This is a genomic window from Spirulina sp. LEGE 11439 (assembly GCF_059821285.1).
This window is the reverse complement of record NZ_JCAMRX010000001.1, coordinates 80,073-103,768: the sequence shown is the minus strand read 5'-3', so window position 1 is coordinate 103,768 and position 23,696 is coordinate 80,073. Positions and strand designations below refer to the sequence as shown.

Genomic DNA, 23,696 nt, shown 5'->3' with positions numbered 1-23,696 from the left:
ATTGAGAGATTCGATGTCAATTTCGAGAATATATTGGAAACCTAATTTCCCCTTGAAAGTAAGACCAGTAGTCTCGCTTTTAGAACTTGAACTCTATCTCAGGGACTAGACTGGAAAAATATAAAGAAAAAATAAAACAATAAAACAACAAAATTCTTGCTTAACTAATAGGAACTCTAGAGAATTCTAGCTTAGAATCAAAACAGATGGAAATAAAATTTCATCGCCTTGCAATTTATCGTCAACTCTCCCGAAGCGACCGAATTCTTAACCTCTAACTGCTGCAATTAGAAGCACCGAAGGAGCCAATTATGGTGACAACTATGATACAACCCGATCCCGCCCAAAATATCTTGGGGTATGAAAAACAACCTTTAGATGTGTTTTTTCGTCCCAAAAATGTTGCCCTCATTGGTGCCAGCGAAAAATCCAGCAGTGTCGGACGTACTCTTCTCTGGAACTTGATCGGACATCCCTTCGGCGGGACGGTCTTTCCCGTTAACCCCAAGCGAGGGAGCGTTTTGGGAATTAAAGCCTATCCCAATGTTGCTGCCGTCCCCGAAGCCGTGGATCTGGCGATTATTGCCACCCCTGCCGCCACAGTACCGCGCATTATTACCGAATGTGCCGAAGCAGGAGTCCAGGGTGCGATCGTAATTTCGGCAGGATTTAAAGAAATCGGACCCGAAGGCATCGAACTCGAACGACAAATTTTAGAAATTGCCCGTCGCAGTAAAATGCGAATTATCGGTCCGAATTGCTTAGGGGTCATGAATCCCGTCTCTGGGCTGAATGCGACCTTTGCCGGCGCGATCGCCCGTCCCGGCAATGTCGGGTTTGTCTCCCAAAGCGGAGCGCTTTGCACCTCGATCCTCGATTGGAGTTTTCGGGAAAATGTCGGGTTTAGTGCTTTTGTTTCCATTGGTTCGATGCTGGATGTGGATTGGGGCGACCTGATCGACCACCTCGGGGACGATCCCAACACCGAGAGTATTGTGATTTACATGGAAAGCATCGGTAATGCCCGTTCCTTCCTGTCTGCAGCACGAGAAGTCGCCCGCACCAAACCGATTATCGTTATTAAAGCCGGGCGCACAGAAGCCGCCGCCGCCGCCGCCGCGTCTCATACGGGGACTTTAGCAGGGAGCGATGATGTCCTTGATGCTGCTTTCCGACGGTGCGGCGTGTTGCGCGTCGATACCATTGACGACCTTTTCAATATGGCAGAAGTTCTCGCCAAACAACCGCGACCGAAGGGAAAAGCCTTGACTATTCTCACTAATGCGGGAGGTCCCGGCGTTTTAACGACCGATGCCCTCATTGCTGACGGTGGCGAACTTGCGGCACTCTCCGAAGAAACAATCCGCGCCCTCGATGAAATTTTGCCCCCTCACTGGAGTCATAGTAACCCCATCGATATTTTGGGAGATGCCGACCCCGATCGCTATGCCGAAGCGATTGAAATTGCCCTTAACGATACCAATAGTGACGGCTTATTGGCAATTCTCACCCCGCAAGCCATGACGGCCCCGACCCAAACCGCCCAGAAGTTTTTAGAGGTCCTACAAAGCAAGGCTCACCCCTCCAAACCGATTTTAGCGAGTTGGATGGGAGGCAATAGCATTACCCCGGGGGAAGAATTGCTGAACACGGCCAAAATATTTACCTTGCCCTTCCCAGATACCGCCGCCCGAGTGTTTAACTATATGTGGCGCTATACCTATAACTTGCAAGGCTTGTACGAAACCCCTGCTCTTGCCTTAGAGGAGGAAAATAATCTGCTCGATCGCGATCGCGCCAAGGCAGCCATTGAAGACATCCGCAGCGCAGGACGCACCCTGCTCACGGAATACGAGTCCAAACAGCTTTTAGAGGCATACAAAATCCCCACTATTCCCACCCATGTTGCCACCCATGTCGAGGAAGCTGTCGAACAAGCTGCCAAAATCGGCTATCCCGTGGTTTTAAAGCTCAATTCCACCACGATTACCCATAAAACCGATGTAGGGGGCGTGCGCTTGTTATTGCAGGACGAACACGCCGTGCGCGGTGCTTATCACGGCATTGAAGTCTCGGTAACGGAGAAAGTCGGAGCGGAACATTTCCAAGGGGTGACGGTACAACCGATGTTGCAGATGTCCCACGGGGATTACGAATTGATTATCGGTAGCAGTTTCGATCCCCAATTCGGTCCCGTGTTGCTTTTTGGTACGGGGGGATCTTTGGTGGAAGTCTTCAAAGATCGTTCTCTGGCTATTCCGCCTCTGAATACCACCTTAGTGCGGCGCATGATGGAACAAACGAAGATTTACCAAGCCTTGCAAGGGGTACGAGGGCAAGCGGCGGTCGATTTGAAGGCGTTAGAGCAAGCGATCGTTCGGTTTAGCCAGTTGGTGGTAGAGCAACGTTGGATTAAGGAAATTGAAATTAATCCGCTTTTGGCTTCTTCCCAACACTTCATCGCTTTAGATGCGCGGGTGGTGCTGCACGATCTACAAGTGCAAGAGGAAGAGATTCCTTCCCCGGCTATTTGTCCCTATCCCTTGGAATATGTTGATTCATGGACGATGAAGGATGGCAAAACCGTGACTATTCGCCCCATTCGTCCGGAAGATGAGCCGTTAGCGGTGAAATTCCACGAGCCTTTATCGGAGGAAAGTATTTATCTGCGCTATTTTCACTTAATGGCGCTGAAAACTCGGGTTGCTCACGATCGCCTTTCTCGCCTCTGTTTTATCGACTACGATCGCGAAATGGCATTGGTGGCGGATTATAAGGATCCCGAAACCGGGGAACACGAGATTTTGGGGATCGGTCGCCTGCGTCAGGGTCACAGTACCGATGATGCTGAATTTGCCGCTTTGGTGAGCGATCGCTTTCAGTATCAAGGCTTGGGCACCGAGTTGTTAAAACGCTTGGTGAAAATTGGCCGCGATCGCAAGTTATCTCGCATCGTGGCGGAAATTCTCCCGGAAAATGGAGCCATGCAGCGCGTCTGCGAAAAGGCGGGTTTTAAACTGTCGCGTCACACTCCCGATGTGGTCTCGGCAGAATTAGAATTGGAAACAGAACCCGCTATTTCGATGAAGCCGATCGGGTCTTGAGATTGAGTTTTTTAAAGCGATCGCGCCTCTTGGGGTGAGATCGCTTTTTCTCAGAGGAGTATTTTCAATTTTCAGCGCGATCGCTATTCGATTCCGCAGTTTCTGATTCAATCTTCGCCAACCAAGCTGTTAGATCGTCACATATTTATCACTACCAATATTTTCGTTCAGCGAATAAAAGGAGAGGGTTCATAGTAGAGATTATCTTTGTATTCTTCAAGGGACATGGGAGGAAAGATAACTAAAAAACTGAGCTTTTTATTATCTGCCGAAAAAGCAATTCCTTTGTTGGCATAAATATACTGGCGATCGCATCTTCCAGTATGAGAAGGTAAAATAGCCTCGGGTTCTCCTAAATAATCCTGTAATATTTGCGAGGTAAAGCCCTCTAATTCTCCATTGATATCTTCGATATAAAATACGGCAAAAGAATCATCGCCAAAATAATATAACCAGCCGGGATGCGTTTGCGGATTGTGCAGTTCGATTAAGCGATCGAGTGCCACATAACACCCTCCTGTCTGAATATGCTGGTCAGAAATACTATATTTTTCCTGTATCTCTTGGCGAGTTAAAATTTGTACGGCGAGCCAATCTTCTAGTTGTTCGAGATTTGGAGTTCGTGTCATGTTTTTTCTCCACATTCCATACATTATCCAAGTGGTGCATCTAACAAGGGTTGAATATTATCTCGAACAAAGGCAAAACGGATAGGACATTTTTTCCGAAGTGTTGCAGGCTCTTCAAAATAGAACATAACCGCTTCGCAAAGGTCTTCTTCTGCATTTTTCGCACCATACTCTGTAATTGGCACTTCCACACCTCCCATTTTACCATTTTCAATCCTTTCTGTCCAATCTTTCCCACCAAATTTTGGTTTACTTTTTGTTTGCCAGAAATCAAGAAGAGTTGAATATTCTTGATGATATTTCACCTCTTCTCTGATCTTAGTATCTGCAATTAAAGCATGAGTTAATTCGTGGGTCATTGTCCCTCGAAAACCTTGACGACGTTCGTCTAAAGTAGGGGATGATGTTACTTTAACAAAATCATCAACGGTTTGACTTTTATCATACATATAAATTTTTTCGCCATGGGTCATACCAGCAGTGCTGTCATCTTCTAGATTTCGTCTTGTGCGAATGACCTTCTCTAACTCCTGTTCGCCTATACCAGATTTGCGAAGATCGCCTAATAAGTATTGGAAGCGTTTGAGAGCAGCTTCTATATCTTCCAACTCTGCTAAAGTCCACTTTTTCTTCATATCAATTTTGTAGGTTTCTTTGATACGTAGTGTTATAATCTCTGTTACGGGAATCTGAAAAGCATCGAGAATTTTCGTTTTGAATTTTCCGGAATCTGAAGCTGCGGTGAGAGCCCAAACCACCTTATCTTCTTGTCTTGCTATCTTCGCTTCTTTTATGATTACTTCTAACTCATATGCTTCTTTCTCTGTCAAATTCAAATATTTAGCTTTCGCATTTTCTAATACTCTCTCACCGCTAATTTGACCACCGATTTGGAAATCGAAGCTATTCCATTTTTCTTCTCTGCGAGATCCTTTCGCTGCTTCGCGAACTTCACCAAGCATAGTATCTAAAGTTTTGGCTGCATTAGCAAATGCCGTCACTGCAGATACTTTATCTAAAGTATCTCCCAAACCATTCAAAATCAGCCTGAATTTTTGAGCATTTTCATCATCTAATTCCAAATATTTAGCTTGAGCTAAATTAGGAATGGTATCAGAATCAAAGAGCGCTTCAATCTCTAGATCCGGCCATTCTTCCTCTCTTGCTTTGTTAGCGATCGCGCCTTTAATTTCACCAATCACGCTGCCGTTGTGTAACGCATTTACAGCAGCTGTGACTTGTGTGTCGGATTCTATCTTCGCGTCATAGATTGCAATGCGGAATTTTTTGGCATCTTCGTCGGATAATCCTAAATAATTGGTTTTGGCATTGCCGGGATCGACAAGAGTTAATGCGTCCCATTCTTCGTCTCTTTTTTGTCGAGTAATCGCCGTTTCGATATCACTAATCGATCCACCACCGTGTAACGTATTTACCGCAGCATCAACTTGCTCTGGAGTGCCTTCCTTTGCCTTAGCGATCGCCATTCGGAATCGCTCGGCATGCTCATCTGATAATGTTAAGTAATTGGTCTTAGCATTACCGGGATCGACAAGAGTTAATGCCGTCCATTCTTCGTCTCTTTGTTGTCGAGTAATTGCCGTTTCGATATCATTAATCGATCCACCACCGTGTAACGTATTTACCGCAGCATCAACTTGCTCTGGAGTGCCTTCCTTTGCCTTAGCGATCGCCATTCGGAATCGCTCGGCATGCTCATCTGATAATGTTAAGTAATTGGTCTTAGCATTGCCGGGATCGACAAGGGTTAACGCGTCCCATTCTAGTCCTCTCTCAGCTATCTTTGCTTCTTGGATTTTCTGGGCGGCGTAGTCATTAATTGTATCTTTCTCCAAAGAATCTCTTTCGAGACATCCTTTGAGTCTGTATTTCAACTCATCCCCAGTTTTAGAGTCTATAACGTTATCTATAAATTGTTGTTTATCACCTCCGAGTGTCAGGAATTTTTCTTGAAGTCGTTCTATCTCCTCATTGCTTAAAATTGTATCGGCTTGTGTCGGTAGGCTGAGTGTCGTTTCCCATTCTATTCTCGAATTATAAATCTGCAGAACAGTTAAACCAGAAAATTTGATTTGATCCTGATGAATACAAAACCATTCATTCGATCCAGATGGTTTAAAAGTGAAATATCCGCGATAAAAGTTATCGCAAGTTACATTATATTCTGCATCATATTGCCCTGCAGACTGAGCGGCGGGGTTGCTCGGATTAAAGACAACCTCTGTCCCATTATTTGTAGTGTATCGATAAATAGAAGCATTAACAATATTTTTTCCCATTCGCGGTAATTTAACCTGAGTTGCTGCATCCCAAAAACGTTGAATTACAGGTTCGCTTTGACGTTGAATTGAATCCGCTAGCGAGTCGTTCGTTTCAGTTTCTCGTCTTTCTTTTTTCTGAATCGCATCCCCATTTTGCTGTACTACGTGAGTTAATTCATGAGCAATTAACTCTTGTCCACTTTGGCTTCCGGGCTGATATTTTCCCGACTTAAAAAAGATATCTTTTCCTGTAGTAAATGCCTTCGCTTGTATCGATTGATTGAGCTTATTACTCCCAGAATCTGTATGAATTTTGACACTGCTAAAATCCGTACCAAATGCTTTTCCCATTTGGTTTTGCAATTTAGGTTCTAGGGATTGTCCCCCGCTTCTGGCACGATTTAACTCTCCTTCAAAGTCATTATTAACCATTCCTCCTTCTAATTCTCTTCCGCTTGCTTGCAGGACATCGCCCCAAACTTGCTGATAGGCTTCGGTTTTACTCTGTAAGGTTGTCTCATCTACCTCTGTTGGGGTCAGTATATCTCTTGAGGCGTTGAAGGGAATTTGCGTTTTTCGCTGTAGGGGATTAATTTCAGGAGCAGAAGCAGAAATCGGCGTGCGAATTTTCTGCACGACTTCTTTGGCCATGCGATCGGCTTCTTGTTCGTACTTATCTCCCGGTTCGCCGATCGCAAGTTTGGGTTGCAAAAATTCTCGCGGTGGCGTTTCGGGAAGGTTCGCACTTGTTGTTGCTTGCATGACATTATCCATCATCGCACCAGGAGCAACCTTTGCTACTTCTAAAGGTGTTTCTGTTTTCGAGCTTCTGGCAGCCGATCTCGTTTGTTGGGAATTGCGATCGGGTTGATGTTGATGAATGCGTTTCGAGGCCATGAGGAATAAACCAACGACAAAAGGAGTTTTAAGGATAGCTTTGAATTATCGATACCGATATGTTAGTGCTTTCTTCATTTATCCTAGTCGAGTTTTTTGCCGCAGCCAATTTATGTGCTTATTGCTTGAGATTTCTTAATAGTCTGGATCGATGTACTGTATTCGCTATTGAGGTTCGGCTCTGGCAGACTCCCAAAAATCTCCGTAAAGATCTGATATTGTTTTCAACAATGCTTGATAATTCTCTTCAGGTATCGCGAGTTCGGTTTCGAGACCTCGCGCTTCAATTTCGTCTAATAGCTCTCGAGTGTTTGCGCTTATCTCGACATCGTTAAGCTCCTTGATGAGTCGAATTGCTTCAAGAGAATCTGGCGTGGACTTGCATTTCCAGTAGCCCGACAAGGAACCTTTTTGGGTAAAGCATCGCTTCACCCTATAGAATAAGTGACCGGCACTTTCTTTAATATGCATCAGTTGTTGGTGGTTGATTTGAATCTCAGCAATAATAGCTCCTTGTAGCCCGCGTTGGAAAATACCCGAACTATATCTCTCCTGTAGTTTTTGCTGGTAATATTCATACCATAACTGTCGTTCTTGTTTGTCTTTGTCGCTTGGCTCGTGTTTGGTTTGTTTGTCTCTCAGTTCATGTTCTTTTTTCTTATCCTCTATCTGTAAATCTATCAGTTTTTCTTTCCAAGTTTCTGGCAATTTAAACTTAACTGGCATATTCGCTTTCATATCTCCATAACTGGGAGCTTCTACTTCAGGATTTAAGTTGTTGGTAAAAGTATCTCCGATGGGGCGAGGCATAACATGACATTCTTTGCTGTTATTTATAACTTCCCGCTCTAATACTTTTTTGGACTCTAACATAGCCTTTACTGTTTTACAGACAAGAGTTGTCCGGAGAGCATCTCCCACGGAAATTGCTGTTCCTTGATCTCGCTTTTTCTGCCCTTTCTTGGCTTTTTGACGAGCCGAAAGTCCTTTAACCAAATATCTGTCGCCATGTTCGATCAACTCGCATGAGTTTCCCGATTCATCACCAGAGGACGAGGCGTTAATCTCGTTAATACATTGTTGGACAATCTTCATAAAGTTTTCCTTCGTAGATTCTGCAACAACTCGCAAAATATCGATTTGTAAGTTTTGTTCTTCTTGTGTTGCTGGTGGCATCATACCGGGCAGAAGGCCATCGGATCCGGCTTCGATTCTTGCCAAAGCATTGTCTCGATCTCTTCCCTCTATCATTGTTGTATCGCTTTCTTTTTCATCTGATTGTTCGCCTTCCGGGGGAATCGATTCAATACGGTTAAAAATGGCTATATTTCTCGACTTAAACTCCAGAGGATTTCCTAATCGATCCTCTCGTGCTTTATCATTTTTATAAAAAGGCCTTGTATCTTCTTCATCTAAAGGTCTGCCAAATTTGTTTGTTTCCGTCCATAACTCCCAGAAATCCATTACCAAATTTTCATCTTTTGCCTCCAATTCGAGTAGAAAACTTCTGAATTCTTCCTCTGTTGTGGTATCGTTGATATTTCTAAATTCTTCTTTCGCTTTGTTGCGTGCTGCTTCAAAATCCCTTTGAATAACATTATCGGGAAATTCTGCTCCGTTAGATTCTACAATTTGCCGTTGGACATCCCCCTCAACAGAAGAACTGGGATTTTGTTGCACCACATGGGTTAGCTCGTGAGCGATTAACTCTTGTCCGCCCTGAGAACCGGGGTTATAAGCACCTTTTTTAAAAAATACATCCTTTCCGGTTGTAAAGGCTTTCGCTTGGATCGATTGACTCAGATCGTTTGCTGTCGAATCTGTATGCACCTTCACGCTGCTAAAATCAGCCCTCATCGCGTTTCCCATCGATCGCTGCAAATTGGAATCTAGGGACTGCCCTCCACTTTTGGCACGATTTAAGGTTTGCTCGAACTCGTTGCTAGCTTCTCCGCCTTCGTCCCCTTTCGCTTGCAGGATCGGTCGCCAAATCTGTTGAAAGGCTTCGGCTTTGCATTGAAGGGAAGGTTCTACTGAGGTTTTCCCAGAAAGAGAAGGTGGATCGGTAGCACGAATCTGTTGTACCGTTTGCTTGGCAACGAGATCGGCTTCCCGTTCGTACTTATCATTCGGTTGTCCAATTGTGAGTTTGGGTTGCAGGAATTCTCGCGGTGGCGTTGCGGGGAGGTCTTGTTGAGTCATTGCCCGCATGACATTATCCAACATCGCACCGGGAGCGACATCGGCGACTTCCAACGGTTTTTTGCGGTTGGGTACGGGAGAGGGATTTGTTTTCTGGGTCGTTTGGCTGCGATCGGGTTGCCCAGATGATTGTTGTCGAGCGTATTGTTTGGAGGACATCAGTAATCTCTTGAGTTCTTCAAGAAGTTGAGAACGATCTTAGCTTTTGCACGGATGCAAAGCGATCGCGCTATCCTCAATGACAGCGAGTTATGTTTTGGGAGTTCGCGTTCTCTGCTTCAGTTGATTTGCATCCTAAACAAACAATGTCAAGAACTCGACAAGATTTCTAAAAAGTTGAATTTGGGAGATAGTCTCGCACGATAAAAAGGCTTGTACCTTCTGTAGCGATCGCTCATTATCGAGGATTCTCTCAAAGAAAAAAGCCGCTATATTGCCAAGAAAAAGAGTGACAAAAGTTCTCTCACTAGACGCAAGGAATCTTTGCCACTCTGGGGGATTTTTAGATGAGTTTAGTATGCTAAACCCATGCTGCGGGTGGTTTCTGCTCCGAGATAAACGCGGATGCTTAGGAAGTCAGTCGGACAGGCAGTTTCACATCGCTTGCAACCCACGCAGTCTTCTGTGCGGGGAGAAGAAGCAATTTGAGACGCTTTACAGCCATCCCAAGGCACCATTTCTAAAACGTCGAGAGGACAAGCTCGAACGCATTGGGTGCAGCCGATGCAGGTGTCGTAAATTTTTACGCTATGAGACATTTGAAGTATTCGCTCCTTAGCGGGTGTTCTCTTAATAAATTTTTACTCAAAGGTAAGTTTACCTTAGCGATTAATCTTCACTACCCAAAGATGACAGAACCTTTAAATTCTGTAATATTTCCCCGTTCCCTCGGGCGATCGGTAATACCCGATACAAATTCAAAATCTCCACACTACCCCAAACCAGAAATATTCACCATGTCCTCTTCACTGATAACTGATAACTGAAAGGTCGGTTTCCCCCAATGGCGCGGAATTGCGGATGAGGGGAAGATAAAGGTGCGAGCGATCGCACTAACAATCTGGAGAATTAAATCATGTTAAGAAGCCATTATTCCTACCCCGACTTAGCCAGCCTGCGCCAACAGATGAACCAACTGTATCGCAACGGAAGCGATAGAAATGGACTTAGCGATCGCAACACCGCTTGGACTCCTCCCATCGAATTAGAAAATTTTAGCGATCGCCTTATGTTGCGAGTTTTGCTTCCGGGGGTCAATCCTCAAGATGTCGATATTGGTGTTACTCGCGAAACCGTCACGATTCAAGGAAAGCGTCCCTATCGCCAAAAAGCAGACAGCCGAGGATTTTTCCAAGCGGAATTCCAGTATGGAGAATTCGCACGCACAATTCATTTACCCATCCCTATCAGTCGCGAGGATATTGAAGCCGATTTCTCCCACGGAATTCTCACACTTACCCTATACAAATGGGAAGCGCGAGAAAATCGCCCGGTTAAAGTGAATCTCAGCGACACAGAAAATCGCGATCGCACCAAAATTCAACCCAATGCGATCGCCGATCCTTGGGCAGAATAACAGTCACCAGTCACCAGTCACCAGTCACCAGATGACTTAATCCAGTTTCCCGTTGACACGACCGTTTAAGCCGTAAACCTCGCGACTTCCCGCTAAGGCGACTAATTCGACTTCTTTTTCATCTCCCGGCTCAAAACGTACTGCTGTACCAGCCGGGATATTTAATCGCATTCCCTTGGTCGCCTCGCGATCGAAATTCAGCGCCGAATTGACCTCATAAAAATGAAAATGGGAACCGACTTGAATGGGACGATCGCCCGCATTGCCCACATTTACTGTTAACGTCTCGCGTCCTTCATTTAACGCGATCGTGCCGTCCTCTACCAATAATTCACCCGGGATCATTCTTTTTTTTGCAATGAACAGTGTATCAATTATCAATCACTTCGCGCACGCGATAAATCGGTCTGCCTTGAGATTCGTGATAGGTTCGCATTAATAACTCTCCTAATAAGCCAAAACTAAATAACTGAACTCCCGTTAAAATCAGAATCGCGACGAGAATAAGAAGAGGGCGATCGCCAATTTGTTGTCCCAGTCCCAATTTAAGAAAAGTTAAATATCCTCCCAAGACAATCCCCAAAACCGTGCAGATAATGCCTGCTAACCCAAAAACGTGCATGGGACGCGTGAGAAATTTTCGCATAAAGAACACCGTTAATAAGTCCAAAACCACTCGGATCGTCCGTCCCAAACCGTACTTGCTGCGTCCGTATTTGCGGGCATGATGGCGCACGGGTAACTCGGTAATTCTGGCTCCTTCAATGTAGGCAAGGGCGGGTAAAAAACGATGCAATTCCCCATATAAATTCATATCTGCCACCAAATCTGCCCGATATGCTTTCAAAGAACAGCCGTAATCATGGACTTTAACCCCGGTAATACGACCGATCAACCAATTAGCAATTTTAGACGGTAAGAGGCGAGTGAGAGCATGATCTTGGCGATTTTGCCGCCATCCGCTTACAAAATCGTAACCCTCCTCCAACTTGGCCAATAACCGAGGAATATCTGCTGGATCGTTTTGTAAATCCCCATCCAACGTCACGATCGCGCGTCCCTTCGCATAGTCAAATCCCGCCGCCATTGCCGGAGTCTGCCCGTAATTTCGCCGCAATAAAACCCCCCGCAAAAGCGGATCTTTTCCTGCCAATTCCTTCAATAATTGTGCCGATCCATCCGTCGATCCGTCATCAATACAAAGAATTTCATACTTCAGTCCCGTCTCTTGCAAACTGGTATGAATTGCCGCAATTAACTCCGGCAAACTCTCCTCCTCGTTATAAAGTGGAATCGCCACCGAAACATCGAAATGAGTCGGTAATTGTTCATTGTTCATTGTTTATTGCTCATTGAAAAATTGTTCATTGCTCATTGAAAAAAGCGATCGCAGCCCCCAATGCTTCGGCTAACGTGCCGATGAGGCGATAGAGGGCGATCGCGAGGGCAAATTCTCCGTGCAACAGGGCGATCGCGGTGCCTTCAAATACGCCCAGCCCCCCGGGAGCCCCCGGTACGATCATCCCCAATAACCAAGCGATAATAAATGCGCCGAATAATTGCGGAATTTGTCCCAACTCCACAGAATACAATGCGAAGACGACCATTAAAAAACCACTTCCCCGCAATCCCAGAAAAATGAATTCTCCCAGAAGCGGGAGAAAAGGATAGCGTCGCACTCGCAAACTGGATTGATTTGCCGCAATTTTTCCCCTTCCCTTGAGTTTTCCCGCGATCGCCAAAGCAGGATTGAGAAAAATGGGATGCACTCCCACCAATATCCCCCCCAAAAATAAGAATTGCCAATGGGGGTTAAATTGGGGATAACTGAGTAGAGCTAAGATCGTCGCCGCTGCCACCAAAAGCAGAGATTCAAGGAGAATACTGAGAGCGGAAATATCCAGTTCAATGTTTTTTTCCTTGGCTGCACGAATGCGTCCGTAAAAATGCCAAATATTACCGGGGATGTATTTGGCAATATTGGTGGTCAAATAGACGCGAATACTCCATTGTGGAGTTACTGGATGCTCTAAAAATGACAAGATCCAACCCCAAACCCATCCCGTCCAACAATGCGCCACGATTGTTACCGATAAAGCGATCGCTAAATACCCCCAATGCACATTCTCAATGGTACTTGCCATGACAGCTTGCCAATGAACCCGCAAAGTCCGCACGACAAAAAAAACAATCCCACCGAAAATTATCCAGCGTACAACGGGTTTGAGATGGGAAATAATAGATTGAAGGGAAAATTTCATCGTGCCGAGGAGATCGACAAAAGCGCTTTTGGGGATTTTGTTTGCGAGTTCCGGCTCGCTGCTCTTTATGATAGATGAGAGAATAATATCAGGGTGAGTGCTGTTCCAACTGAGACTGAATGACGATTGTGGAGTAGAAATTATGAAAACGCTGATCGTGGCTAACAAGTCCGTTAATCTTTTTTCCCTTGAGGAGGCTTTGCGATCGCGCCGTCACGAGTTATTTTTCATCGATCGCTCGACCTTAGAGGATCAATTATCTCATCCTGCTTACGCTTGGATTTTTCTCGCTTTACCGCCTTCTCTCCAAGGCGGCATTACACTGTGTCGATCCCTCAAACATCAATTTTCTCAGTCTCTGATTATTCTTTTGACCGAAAAAATATCTGACGAAACGTTACAAGAATTTCTCAAGGTTGGCATTGATGATTTTTTAACACTTCCTTTTCGCGATCGAGAGTTAAATTTACGCTTATCCGTGCTGGAAAAACAAATTGAGAATAAAATTGTCAAAAGAACGAAAACAAAAACATCCAATGGGTTTAGAACAGCCGCATTGCAACAATTTCCTTATATTGTCAGCCATCATCTCCGACAAACTTTAATTCAAATCAAAAAACAATTGAATGAGTTACTCATTCAACCGCGAAGAGTCCCTCTAGACACAGAAACAAAAAACTATCTCGGACAACTTTTAGAGCGAACTCGACTCATGCACCAATTAATCGGTGAAGTTCTTTTCGATACCAGCCATGACTTGAAAAGAGATAATTCTGATTCGCCTCTGACTCACCAAGATTATTTAATTGTCGATCGTCATTTGATTATTCAAGAACATTCAGATGGTATCAAGCGCTATGCAGAACGCGATATGGTGATTTTTAAAGGCGAAGACGTGCGAACGAGTTTTCCAGAATTAACAGGAAGTGAAGATACACTATTCAACATTATTCAAGATAAAAAAAACAGTTTTGAAATACCGGGAATTGCTAGAGTTTCCGAACGAGATTCTCCTTTGTATTTTGATGTTTATATCACGCAATACAAAAGTGAATTAATTAGAAATCCCTATCTAATTGTGCTTTTAAATGATGCAACAGACCGCATGATTTTTCAACAAAAATTAGTTCAATCAGCGAATGAAGCCGAACTCTTGTTGAGAAAACTCAGAGAAACGAATGATTATATCGATCGCGTTGTTAATTCGATGGCGGATGCTCTCATTGTCACCACGCAGGCTGGAATTATTAAAAAAGTGAATCGAGCCACAAAAGAATTATTTGGGTATAGCGAAGTAGAATTGCTACATCAGCCTTTTACCAAACTTCTGTGCGATCGCGAAGCCTCGATCCAAGTTGAAGATAACAATGTCAGACCTCGAACGGAAATTTCTTGCCTTCGTAAAACAGGGGAAAAAATTTCAGTGGCCTTTTCTTGTGGCTTAATTCAAACCGTAGACGATCGCCAAGAATATGTTTATGTCGGTCGTAATATTACCGAACAAAAAAAGGCAGAAATGAGAATTCGCAAACTGAATGTATCTCTTCAAGAGAATGCGATCGAATTACAGAATGTTAATGAAGAACTAGAGGCATTTTCCCGCACGGTTTCTCACGATCTGAGAACGCCAATCTCTCACATTGAATTTTTCAATCAAATGCTTTTAGAAGAATATGGCACTAAATTAGATGAAGAAGGACAAGACTATATTCAGCAAATTGAGAAATCCTGTCAAAGAATGAAACGTTTAATTGAAGATTTATTACAGCTTTCTCGCGTCACCAAAAGCGATCTCCAATTAACAGCAGTCAACTTAAGTCAAATGTCTGAACATGTTCTTAACTCTTTAAAAGTTAATGCACCTCATCGCCAAGTGAAATTTATTGTTGTCCCTGATTTAATCGTGCAGGCCAATGAGCCGCTTTTGCGAATTGTTTTGGAAAATCTCTTGGGGAATGCGTGGAAATATACGAGCAAGCAAGATATTACCGCGATCGAATTGGGAGTCAGTCATTCATCTTTACTCGATTCGGGAAACCCCCAGATTTTAAACTCTCTGGTCTATTACATTCGCGATAATGGGGCGGGATTTGATATGGATCATGCGGCTAAATTGTTTCGTGCTTTTGAGCGCTTGCACTCTCCCAAAGAATTTGAAGGAACGGGTATTGGTTTAACTACAGTTCAACGTATTATTCAACGACATGGCGGCCAAATTTGGGCAGAAGGAGAAGTCGATCGCGGTGCTACTTTCTATTTTACGTTAAACAGCGAGGCTTTTCAATGAACAATGAACATTTCAACTGCGTTTAGTGCAATGATTAAGGCCTAGAGATTAAGTTTTTCGATAAATGTTAAAAGATGTTGATGAAAATCTTCTGTTGCTCGCATATAACAGGCATGACCGGCATTAGGTAAAATCACTTTTTGGGCGTGGGGAAGTAGTTCGACGAGTAAATCGGCCAATTTGGGCGGCACGACGCGATCGTTGCTCCCCCAAATCGCCAGAATGGGGAGAGAAATGCCTTCGATCGCTTCTTGATAGCGATGAATGCCCACTGGGGCAACGGCAACAAATCCCCGCAATTTTTCGGCATATTGGGTAATAAAGGGTAAGCTATAGCCACCGCTCATAGAAGGAGAAACGAGAACTGGGCGATCGCATTCTATGCTCTCGAGCAATTCCCAGAGAAATTCTTTGCGGGGAAAGTTAATACTTTGGGATTTTCCATATCCCGGTACGTCGATCGCGATCGCCCGATAACCGCGATCGGCAAAATAAGCCAACGTCCCGATCTCTCGCCAAGTGTCGGCGGTGAAACTCGCACCGTGTAAAAATAAAATGACAGGAGAACTTATTTCTCCCACTTCGAGATAATGAATCGACGCGCCCCGAATTTCCAGCGTGCGCGATGTAATAACAGGGGGCATAATTTTCAACCAATTGGAAATCATCTATGAACATCGTACTGCGTCCGCAACGAGATTTGGATATTCGAGGAGCATCTCTCCTTCAACAAAAAGTTGTCAATTTAATGCCAGCACCGGAAAATTCCTGTTGGGCGATCGATCTTGTGCAAGTCAATACGATCGACCATTTTGGTCTTACTGCTCTCATGGGCATACGTCGGGCAGCCAAACAACATCAATGTCGATTTTATTTACTCAACCTCAAACAGCCCGTTCGTTATATGTTAGAAATTACCGAACTCGATCGCGAGTTCAAGATCGTTGCAAGTCTCGATGATATTTTTCAATCTAAAATTCGTTTGTTACTCTGTTAGTTAGTGACCACTTTATCAGTTCGTTAATTATTGTTACTCGATATGCGTTGGCTCGTTTGTTTTTTATTTTTCTTATTCGTTTTGATGCCCATGCCTGCCGTTCGTGCGGAGAATGTCTCTGATGCCACTGTTCTCGAACAGCAGTTGCAACAAGGAGAAGCGATCGCAGGAGAGGCGATCGCAGCCCTCGAACAAGGTGATTTAGCAACAGCAGAAGACTATTGGAGCGAATTAATCGATCGCTTTCCCCATAATCCGGCTGTGTGGAGCAATCGCGGGGGAACGCGGGTACTCGCAGGAAAACTCGAAGCTGCGATCGCGGATTTCGATCGCGCCATCGAACTTGCTCCCAATGCTGCCGATCCTTACCTGAATCGAGGAATTGCTCGAGAAGGACTCCAACATTGGCAAGGGGCGATCGCCGATTATAATCGCGTTTTGGACTTAGATCCCGAAGATGCCATGGCCTACAATAATCGAGGCAACGCTCGAGCCGGAGAAGGGCGCTGGGAAGAAGCGATCGCCGATTATCAAAAAGCCTCGGAACTCTCTTCAGAGCTTGCCATTGCTCGCGCCAATTATGCCCTAGCTTTATATCAGAGCGATCGATCGGGAGAAGCGATCGAAACTATGCGAAATCTCGTACAACAATACCCCATGTTTGCCGACATGCGAGCCGCCCTAGCTGCCGTTCTCTGGGTTCGAGGATTGCAGGGAGAAGCCGAAAGTAATTGGGTTGCTGTCGTTGGTTTAGACAGTCGCTATCAAGATATTGACTGGGTTAAAAACGTCCGTCGCTGGCCGCCCCGTGCGATCGATGACTTAGAGCATTTTCTCAATCTCGACTAACAAACCGGCAAACAACTTAACTTTCCGTCACTGATAACTGTTCGCTGATAGCTACTAAATTATCTGATTCAGTGCCGTATTAAAGTCTTCTTCTGAAACAAACTCGGCTTCTCCTATAATTGAAATAGTGGGAATTTGAGTCTCAAAATTAATAAATAAAAGTTCGATTTTGTTTTTGTTTATTCGTGCTTCTTTACAAGCATAAAGAATAGGTTCTTGTGTAGGAGGAATAATAATATAGAACTCAAAATGTGAGATAAATTCAAGGTTATGTACCGTTCCAAGCTCTTCAGTATCCGTGTAATAAAAGTTTTTAATCGGTGGCGTGAACAGAGTTGTCGGCATCGGAATTTTTCCGAAAGAAGTGGACTTCAAGATACATTTAACTCTCATATTTTTGTCCTCCTGAAGAGAATTTGTAAGAAAATCTTAGCATAATTTAGCAACTCAATTGAAACATTAAAGTCTATCAAGACAACAAACCCAAAAAAAAGCAGCCGCCTTTTGAAGGGGCTGCGATCGCATTAATATTGATGAGTTCGAGAACTAAGCATCGTAATAAAGCGCAAACTCAAAAGGATGAGGACGCAAGCGCATGGGGTTGATTTCCGTATCTAACTTATAAGAAATCCAGTTCTCAATAAAGTCTTCAGTGAAAATCCCCGGCCCGGTCAAGAATTCATGATCGTTTTGCAAGTTTTCTAAAGCATCTTCCAAAGAACCCGGAGTGCTAGGAATCTTGCTCAATTCTTCCGGAGAGAGATCGTAAATATCTACATCCAACGGAGAACCGGGATCGATCTGATTCTTAATGCCATCAATCCCCGCTAACAACATGGCAGAAAATGCCAGATAGGGATTTGCCATCGCATCGGGGCAACGGAATTCAAGGCGCTTTGCCTTAGGATTAGGACCGGAGAGAGGAATGCGAACCGAAGCAGAACGGTTTCCTTGAGAATAAGCCAAGTTAACAGGAGCCTCAAATCCGGGAACCAATCGCTTGTAAGAATTCATCGAAGGATTGGTAAATGCCAGCAATGCGGGGGCATGCTTGAGAAGTCCGCCAATATAGTGCAGTGCGGTTTGACTCAAGTTTGCATAACCCCCTTCACCCCAGAAAAGAGGATTGCCATCTTTCCAAATCGATTGATGAGTGTGCATCCCAGAACCATTATCGTTAAACAAGGGCTTGGGCATAAAGGTCGCACTGCGGCCATATTTCTTAGCAACATTTTTAACGACATACTTATAAGTCATTAAATCGTCGGCTGCTTTAATCAGGGTATTGAAGCGAATCCCTAGTTCGTTTTGTCCTCCAGTTGCGACTTCGTGGTGATGTTTTTCAATGGGAACGCCACAGGCCTTCATGGTTAACAGCATTTCCGTCCGCATATCTTGCAGGGTATCCGTCGGGGCAACGGGGAAATAACCTTCTTTATAACGGGGTTTGTAGCCGAGGTTTCCGCCGACTTCTTCTCGTCCGGAATTCCAACGCCCTTCAATACTGTCAACGTAGTAGTAGCCTTCGTGTTCGTTTTGGTCGAAGCGCACATCGTCAAAAATAAAGAACTCCGCTTCAGGTCCGAAGAACGCCGTATCGCCAATGCCGGTATCGTTGAGATAATTGATGGCTTTTGTGGCAATACTACGCGGATCGCGAGCATATAATTCCCCTGTGCGCGGCTCTTTAATTGTGCAGATCATGCTTAGGGTTTTATCTTTATAGAAAGGATCGATCCACGCCGTTGTGGGATCGGCCACCATCGACATATCTGATTCATTGATTGCCTTCCAACCGCGAATACTGGAACCATCAAAAGCAACACCATCAGTGAAAGCGCTTTCGTCAATTTGATCTTGGTAAAACGAACAGTGCTGCCACGTTCCGGGCAGATCGATGAATTTCAGATCGATGATTTCGATGTTTTCATCCTGAATCATCTTTAAGACTTCTTGGGCTGTTTCCGGCATATGAGGCGTTACTCCTTAATTCGTTGCGTCTTGCAGAACTCTCATCGTAGGAAGAGGTTTGGGCATATTTTGTATGGCTCGCTACAAAATTACCCGATTGCTGGCGATCGCAAATCTGTAAAAATTGCAAAACTGTAACTTAGCGAACAAAATCTGGGGAAAACTGCCGTTTTTTGAAGAAATGTATCAAAACGGCGGGAAAAAGATTTGGATAACTGCGAGCGGTCAGCCCTATGGGATGATAGGTAAATAATTATGTCAATGTAAAAATTGTTTTCATTGGGAGCGCAGTTTTAATGAGAGATGCGGTAACAAGCCTAATAAGAAATTACGATGTCGCAGGACGCTACTTCGATCGCAATGCGATGGATAGTCTCAAGTCCTATTTTGATTCGGGCATGGCACGGGTGGAAGTGGCCACGATGATTACAGCCAATGCTGCTGCAATTGTTAAGGGCGCAAGCGCCCAACTATTTGAAACCGTGCCGGAACTTCTCCGTCCGGGTGGTTATGCTTACACGACTCGCCGCTATTCTGCCTGTTTGCGGGACATGGACTATTATCTCCGCTATGCCAGTTATGCCTTGGTTGCGGGAGATACCAATGTTTTAGACGAGCGGGTTTTACAGGGCTTGCGAGAAACTTATAATTCTTTGAATGTTCCCATCGGTCCGACGGTGGTGGGTATTCAAATTATGAAGGATATCGTTAAAGATATGGCAGCCCAAGCCGGAATTGCCGATACGGCCTTTATCGATGCGCCTTTTGAACATATGGCTCGGGATTTTGGTGAAAAAGATATCTAGTTCTGGACATTAAATTTAAGAATGTAAATTTAACATTCTTATCGGGAATGCGATCGCTTTCTTTATTAAGAAATAGCGATCGCATTTTTTTCAGTCTTTTTTCAGTTGTTCTCTTGACTACTCACTCAATGTAAATCCTTGAGTGTAAATGCCAATGTCACCTCCCATATTAGTTTGAAAAAAAGATTGGCGTTGCCCTCTCACATCCCATTGATGGTCGCGATTTCCCCAAATAGTCCCATATTCATCATGAGCATGGAAATAGATATATCGATTCCGGACTCGGTTTTCTTGATTTAAGATCAAAGCGCGTTGTCCGGGGTCTAGCCGCCAATATCCTCTCGTGCGCCAAGGTGGTCGAGGCCGCGGCCAAACTGCAACCTCAGACTCATTCGATGCAAGAGCTGGGGGGCTGGAAAGATAATGAGCCGCAACCCAAATTGTCCGATTGGTTTTGTTTTGAACATAAACTTCATAATAAGATTGTCTGTCGTGGTCTGTCCCTAAAGGATCGTTCCCAATGCGACCATCAACTTTACAATCTCTTTCCCAAGGATAACAAAACAAGTCTGCTTTGGCAGGGGGAGGAGAAGCAAGGCTTAAGAAGCTAACCAAGCCAATGACTCCCATATTCAGGAGAAGTTTTGCAACTGTCATAATTGACCTCCTCTTATCTAGAAAAGTTATCTTCTTCTAGGGGAGGTTGGTTGACTTTTGTGACAACCAAACCTTCTATATTTTGATTTCAACATATTTAATAAGTAAATATGCTAATTATTACTAAATTTTTGAGAATCTTGACATTCTTTTACTTCTAAAGTCGTCGGGACGACCGATCTTTTAGGGACTTTTCTCGTCTATCTCATACAATAGAAATCGAGACTGGCGATAACAAGGGAAAAACGAATGAACGGCAAAGTATTAAACCCAATTTTCCTTGCAATTTTGAGTTTGGCTGGAATGGCACTACCGAGTCGAGGACAAGATTTGAATGCCGAGTTAAATAATGCCGTTTGTCATCAAAATTGGGGGAAGGCGATCGCAATTATCGATCGCATTGGTGCAATTTCCCCTCAGTCTGGTTCTCAGTTAGAAGAGTACCGCGATCGCCTCGTTACGTTACAAAATACCGGGGCGCGAATGCCGGAATGGCGAGGAGATTGTACACCTCCGGCAACGACAGATCGTCCGGACAATTAAGCACGATCGCATTTTTAGAAAAATTCTTTTTGGGAGATGCGATCTTAACTTTTGTTTTCATCGGGAGATATTGTCAGTATTTATCACTATTTATTAAGGTCACAATCTTAAAAGCCCTAGTATGATTAATGTTACGGATTAACCTTAATCTATTGATTTCACAAAAGTCTTATGAGATCGAAACAAACGCGTCAACAATGGCAACCTGATAAGAGCCAAAATCAAGGTAAAAAAGGAAAGGCAAATCACCTTGCTCCTCAAATCGATCGCCCTCTGGAAGTGGCAGATGTTGCACCCGGTGGGATGATGGATAATGTCATGCGATCGCAGGAGCAACAGCCTGCAACACCACCACGAGAGTTCGTGCAACCCAAGCTCACTATCGGCGAACCGAATGATAAATACGAGCAAGAGGCCGATCGCGTTGCCAAGCAAGTCGTCCAAAGGATGCGTGCCCCCAATCCACCTCCTCTAACCAACTCCCACGGAGAAGAGCCTTCCCTTCAGTGCAAACACGAGGCCTTTCAACAGATTTGGCGACCGATCTTACAAGCAGATGGAGGTGAAGGCGGAACGACAAGCGAGGAGTTCGATCGCACCTTACATAGCGCTCGCAGTGGCGGACAGGCTTTGGATTCTAACATGCAGCGATCGATGGGACAAGCAATAGGAGCGGATTTTAGCGGCGTGAAAGTTCATACAGATGCGACGGCAAATCGCTTGAGCGAGTCGATACAGGCAAAAGCATTCACGACAGGACAAGATGTATTTTTCAAGCGAGGAACCTATCAACCGGGTTCAAAGGAAGGGCAAGAACTCATCGCCCACGAGTTGACCCATACGGTACAACAAGGGGCAGCCGTGCAATGCCAGACGGAAGAAGTCGTACAGCGACGGCTCGTGAGCGGGACGGACAATACCAAGATGGTGACGATCGAGCAAACACTGCAATTTTTGTGCGATCGGGTCGATCCACCTACTGGGAAAAATAAAAAATTCTTGATAAAGCTGGTTCATCGGCATAACAGAATGAAAGCGCCATTCTCGCCGAGCGATCTCGTCAGAATAGCGATCGAGCAAGGATGTACCAAGAAATCTAACAAGGCTAAAATAAAATCTCTGACCACTTCGATACCAACTTCAAAAGATTCAGACATTGAGGACGAGTCAAATACTAGTGTTAGCGAACAATCGCCAAGTACGGGCGCACAAGCGAATGATGTTGCTTCAGAACAAGCTCAAAATCAGATATCAGAAGCAGATGCACAGGATACTATCCAAGAAGCCACTAAAATTCGGGAGTTGAATAAACTGGACGGGCTAGAAGAATATGAAAATAGCCTGCATCGCTATGCCAGATTCTTTTGGGTTATCGAAGAAATACCAGGAAAAATAAAAGATGCTATATGGGAGTCTTGCAGGAAGAGGGATCTTGCTTCCGACCATAAATCCAATAAAGGCGATAAATTTTTTAATGAGGTTGTCAAGCCTGCTCTTAGTTCCATTGAATTCATTGATTCTGACGATTACTTTGAAGAAATCGAGGAAGGGAACCGCACTGAACAAGAGATTATCGAGACGTTTCGCACAAAGATAAAGGCAGAAATCGATAAAACAATTACGGCAGTGAAGAACGTGGGTGTAGACAAACAAGATTATAGAAAGGTCAAAATTCCCGATATCAGTACTTTTGATGCTTTTATGGAGGAACTTGGGGGTTTTATTCCAGATCCATCGTTGGTAGCTCCTCCTGAAGATATGAACGCGGCACTCCTGGATATGAGGCAAGAGTTTGGTAAAGGAGCATGCAATCTAGCAGCTTCGTTTGCAAATATATTTATGAGTGAAAGTACGAGTTTAAGAAATAATTTACGCGCTTGTTTCTTGGGAGAGAGTAATGATGTCTTGAGCTATAAGTTCTACGGACAGAACAATGCACTTGCTCCCTATCAAGGCAAAGGAGCAGAAGACTGGGACAACGAAACAATTAACAAAGTTTTGCAGTATTCAAAAGTGACATACACCGTACAAAAAACGGAAAGAACTTTTACAACGGATATGCTACCCTTCACTCCACTTTGGATTTTTCACATGGCACAGGCATACTTTCAATATGAGTATGATATGGGTTTTACAGAACCCAAAGCGTATCAGATTGACATGGATCTTAAGATTAAAGAGGATGATAATTCTGAGGTGGAACGCATCTCGTACAACTTGGCAATGAACAGCATCGGTAAGAGGGAGTATATGGCTAAGGATGAAGATTACCAGAGCATTCCAGATGATGAAGGTTGTAAAGGGAAGATGTTTAAACTCGGTACGGGCAATCACGCAACATCGCTCGTTTGTACGCTAACAGGCGAGAAGCGCTATTACGATAATCAAAATGACGAGAATGAGCCTTATATCGTTATTAACGATAAAACTATAAGGGCATTTATAAAAAATCATAGTGCCAAAAGTTTTATCGTGTACGATGCCCCACCAGAACTTGTGCAAGAGTAGTCGTTAGGGAAGCGATCGCATTGCTGGAAAGTTTGAGATTCAGAGAATGCGATCGCAAGAAACAGGCCAACTTTTATCAACTCAAGAGGCCAATTTTTGTGAATATCTCCGAAAAAATCGAGGTTAG

The 23,696-nt window shown here is 44.3% G+C and carries 19 protein-coding genes; 8 read left to right on the top strand and 11 right to left on the bottom strand.

Going from position 1 to position 23,696, the window contains the following annotated elements:
• Positions 1–311: 311 nt before the first annotated feature.
• Entirely contained in the window at positions 312–3,104 is a 2,793-nt protein-coding gene (locus tag AC6RV6_RS00450) for a bifunctional acetate--CoA ligase family protein/GNAT family N-acetyltransferase (protein ID WP_500238015.1), read from the top strand.
• A gap of 167 nt (positions 3,105–3,271) precedes the next feature.
• Here AC6RV6_RS00450 and AC6RV6_RS00445 read toward each other — a convergent pair whose 3' ends face one another.
• The 4 genes from AC6RV6_RS00445 to psaC all read right to left on the bottom strand — a co-directional run bounded on the left by AC6RV6_RS00445 (position 3,272) and on the right by psaC (position 9,872).
• Entirely contained in the window at positions 3,272–3,733 is a 462-nt protein-coding gene (locus AC6RV6_RS00445; RefSeq protein ID WP_500238014.1) for a hypothetical protein, read from the bottom strand.
• A 23-nt stretch (positions 3,734–3,756) separates the two neighbouring features.
• On the bottom strand, positions 3,757–6,912 hold the full coding sequence (locus AC6RV6_RS00440; protein ID WP_500238013.1) for an eCIS core domain-containing protein: 3,156 nt from the start codon (positions 6,910–6,912) through the stop codon (positions 3,757–3,759).
• A gap of 165 nt (positions 6,913–7,077) precedes the next feature.
• Complete coding sequence (locus tag AC6RV6_RS00435) at positions 7,078–9,273, bottom strand: eCIS core domain-containing protein (protein ID WP_500238012.1); 2,196 nt, start codon at positions 9,271–9,273, stop codon at positions 7,078–7,080.
• A 353-nt stretch (positions 9,274–9,626) separates the two neighbouring features.
• Positions 9,627–9,872 (bottom strand): photosystem I iron-sulfur center protein PsaC, encoded by a 246-nt coding sequence (gene psaC / locus AC6RV6_RS00430; protein WP_204106816.1) that lies wholly within the window; start codon positions 9,870–9,872, stop codon positions 9,627–9,629.
• A gap of 317 nt (positions 9,873–10,189) precedes the next feature.
• Here psaC and AC6RV6_RS00425 point away from each other — a divergent pair, with 317 nt between their 5' ends.
• Positions 10,190–10,690, top strand: a complete 501-nt coding sequence (locus AC6RV6_RS00425) for an Hsp20/alpha crystallin family protein (RefSeq protein WP_500238011.1) — start codon at positions 10,190–10,192, stop codon at positions 10,688–10,690.
• 36 nt (positions 10,691–10,726) lie between these two features.
• On the opposite strand, the gene AC6RV6_RS00420 is transcribed toward AC6RV6_RS00425, so the two are convergent.
• Genes AC6RV6_RS00420 through AC6RV6_RS00410 form a run of 3 tightly spaced genes read right to left on the bottom strand, consistent with a single transcriptional unit; the run spans position 10,727 to position 12,951 of the window.
• Entirely contained in the window at positions 10,727–11,035 is a 309-nt protein-coding gene (locus AC6RV6_RS00420) for an urease subunit beta (RefSeq protein ID WP_500238010.1), read from the bottom strand.
• Between the two features lie 25 nt (positions 11,036–11,060).
• Positions 11,061–12,029, bottom strand: a complete 969-nt coding sequence (locus AC6RV6_RS00415; protein WP_500238008.1) for a glycosyltransferase family 2 protein — start codon at positions 12,027–12,029, stop codon at positions 11,061–11,063.
• A 25-nt stretch (positions 12,030–12,054) separates the two neighbouring features.
• A complete protein-coding gene (locus AC6RV6_RS00410) occupies positions 12,055–12,951 on the bottom strand; it encodes a lysylphosphatidylglycerol synthase domain-containing protein (protein WP_500238007.1) in 897 nt (298 codons plus the stop codon).
• A 142-nt stretch (positions 12,952–13,093) separates the two neighbouring features.
• Here AC6RV6_RS00410 and AC6RV6_RS00405 point away from each other — a divergent pair, with 142 nt between their 5' ends.
• Positions 13,094–15,238 (top strand): histidine kinase dimerization/phospho-acceptor domain-containing protein, encoded by a 2,145-nt coding sequence (locus AC6RV6_RS00405; protein ID WP_500238004.1) that lies wholly within the window; start codon positions 13,094–13,096, stop codon positions 15,236–15,238.
• A 41-nt stretch (positions 15,239–15,279) separates the two neighbouring features.
• On the opposite strand, the gene AC6RV6_RS00400 is transcribed toward AC6RV6_RS00405, so the two are convergent.
• Positions 15,280–15,882: an alpha/beta fold hydrolase gene (locus AC6RV6_RS00400; RefSeq protein ID WP_500238002.1), complete on the bottom strand. Its 603-nt coding sequence runs from the start codon at positions 15,880–15,882 to the stop codon at positions 15,280–15,282.
• A gap of 26 nt (positions 15,883–15,908) precedes the next feature.
• Here AC6RV6_RS00400 and AC6RV6_RS00395 point away from each other — a divergent pair, with 26 nt between their 5' ends.
• Together AC6RV6_RS00395 and AC6RV6_RS00390 are read left to right on the top strand one after the other, a co-directional pair.
• A complete protein-coding gene (locus AC6RV6_RS00395; protein WP_500238000.1) occupies positions 15,909–16,235 on the top strand; it encodes an STAS domain-containing protein in 327 nt (108 codons plus the stop codon).
• A 42-nt stretch (positions 16,236–16,277) separates the two neighbouring features.
• Entirely contained in the window at positions 16,278–17,084 is an 807-nt protein-coding gene (locus AC6RV6_RS00390; protein WP_500237999.1) for a tetratricopeptide repeat protein, read from the top strand.
• Between the two features lie 54 nt (positions 17,085–17,138).
• Here the strand turns inward: AC6RV6_RS00390 and AC6RV6_RS00385 are convergent, their stop codons facing one another.
• Together AC6RV6_RS00385 and glnA are read right to left on the bottom strand one after the other, a co-directional pair.
• The gene (locus AC6RV6_RS00385) at positions 17,139–17,429 is read right to left on the bottom strand and encodes a hypothetical protein (protein WP_500237998.1); all 291 of its coding nucleotides are present in this window, start codon (positions 17,427–17,429) and stop codon (positions 17,139–17,141) included.
• A 201-nt stretch (positions 17,430–17,630) separates the two neighbouring features.
• The gene (gene glnA / locus AC6RV6_RS00380; RefSeq protein ID WP_500237995.1) at positions 17,631–19,055 is read right to left on the bottom strand and encodes a type I glutamate--ammonia ligase; all 1,425 of its coding nucleotides are present in this window, start codon (positions 19,053–19,055) and stop codon (positions 17,631–17,633) included.
• A gap of 296 nt (positions 19,056–19,351) precedes the next feature.
• Here glnA and apcB point away from each other — a divergent pair, with 296 nt between their 5' ends.
• Positions 19,352–19,861, top strand: coding sequence for an allophycocyanin subunit beta (gene apcB, locus AC6RV6_RS00375; protein WP_500237993.1), 510 nt, complete (start codon positions 19,352–19,354; stop codon positions 19,859–19,861).
• Between the two features lie 117 nt (positions 19,862–19,978).
• On the opposite strand, the gene AC6RV6_RS00370 is transcribed toward apcB, so the two are convergent.
• Positions 19,979–20,518 (bottom strand): hypothetical protein, encoded by a 540-nt coding sequence (locus tag AC6RV6_RS00370; protein WP_500237990.1) that lies wholly within the window; start codon positions 20,516–20,518, stop codon positions 19,979–19,981.
• 249 nt (positions 20,519–20,767) lie between these two features.
• On the opposite strand from AC6RV6_RS00370, the gene AC6RV6_RS00365 reads away from it, so the two are divergent.
• Together AC6RV6_RS00365 and AC6RV6_RS00360 are read left to right on the top strand one after the other, a co-directional pair.
• Positions 20,768–21,061, top strand: a complete 294-nt coding sequence (locus AC6RV6_RS00365; protein ID WP_500237987.1) for a hypothetical protein — start codon at positions 20,768–20,770, stop codon at positions 21,059–21,061.
• 171 nt (positions 21,062–21,232) lie between these two features.
• Entirely contained in the window at positions 21,233–23,569 is a 2,337-nt protein-coding gene (locus tag AC6RV6_RS00360) for an eCIS core domain-containing protein (protein WP_500237986.1), read from the top strand.
• The last annotated feature ends 127 nt before the right edge of the window (positions 23,570–23,696 follow it).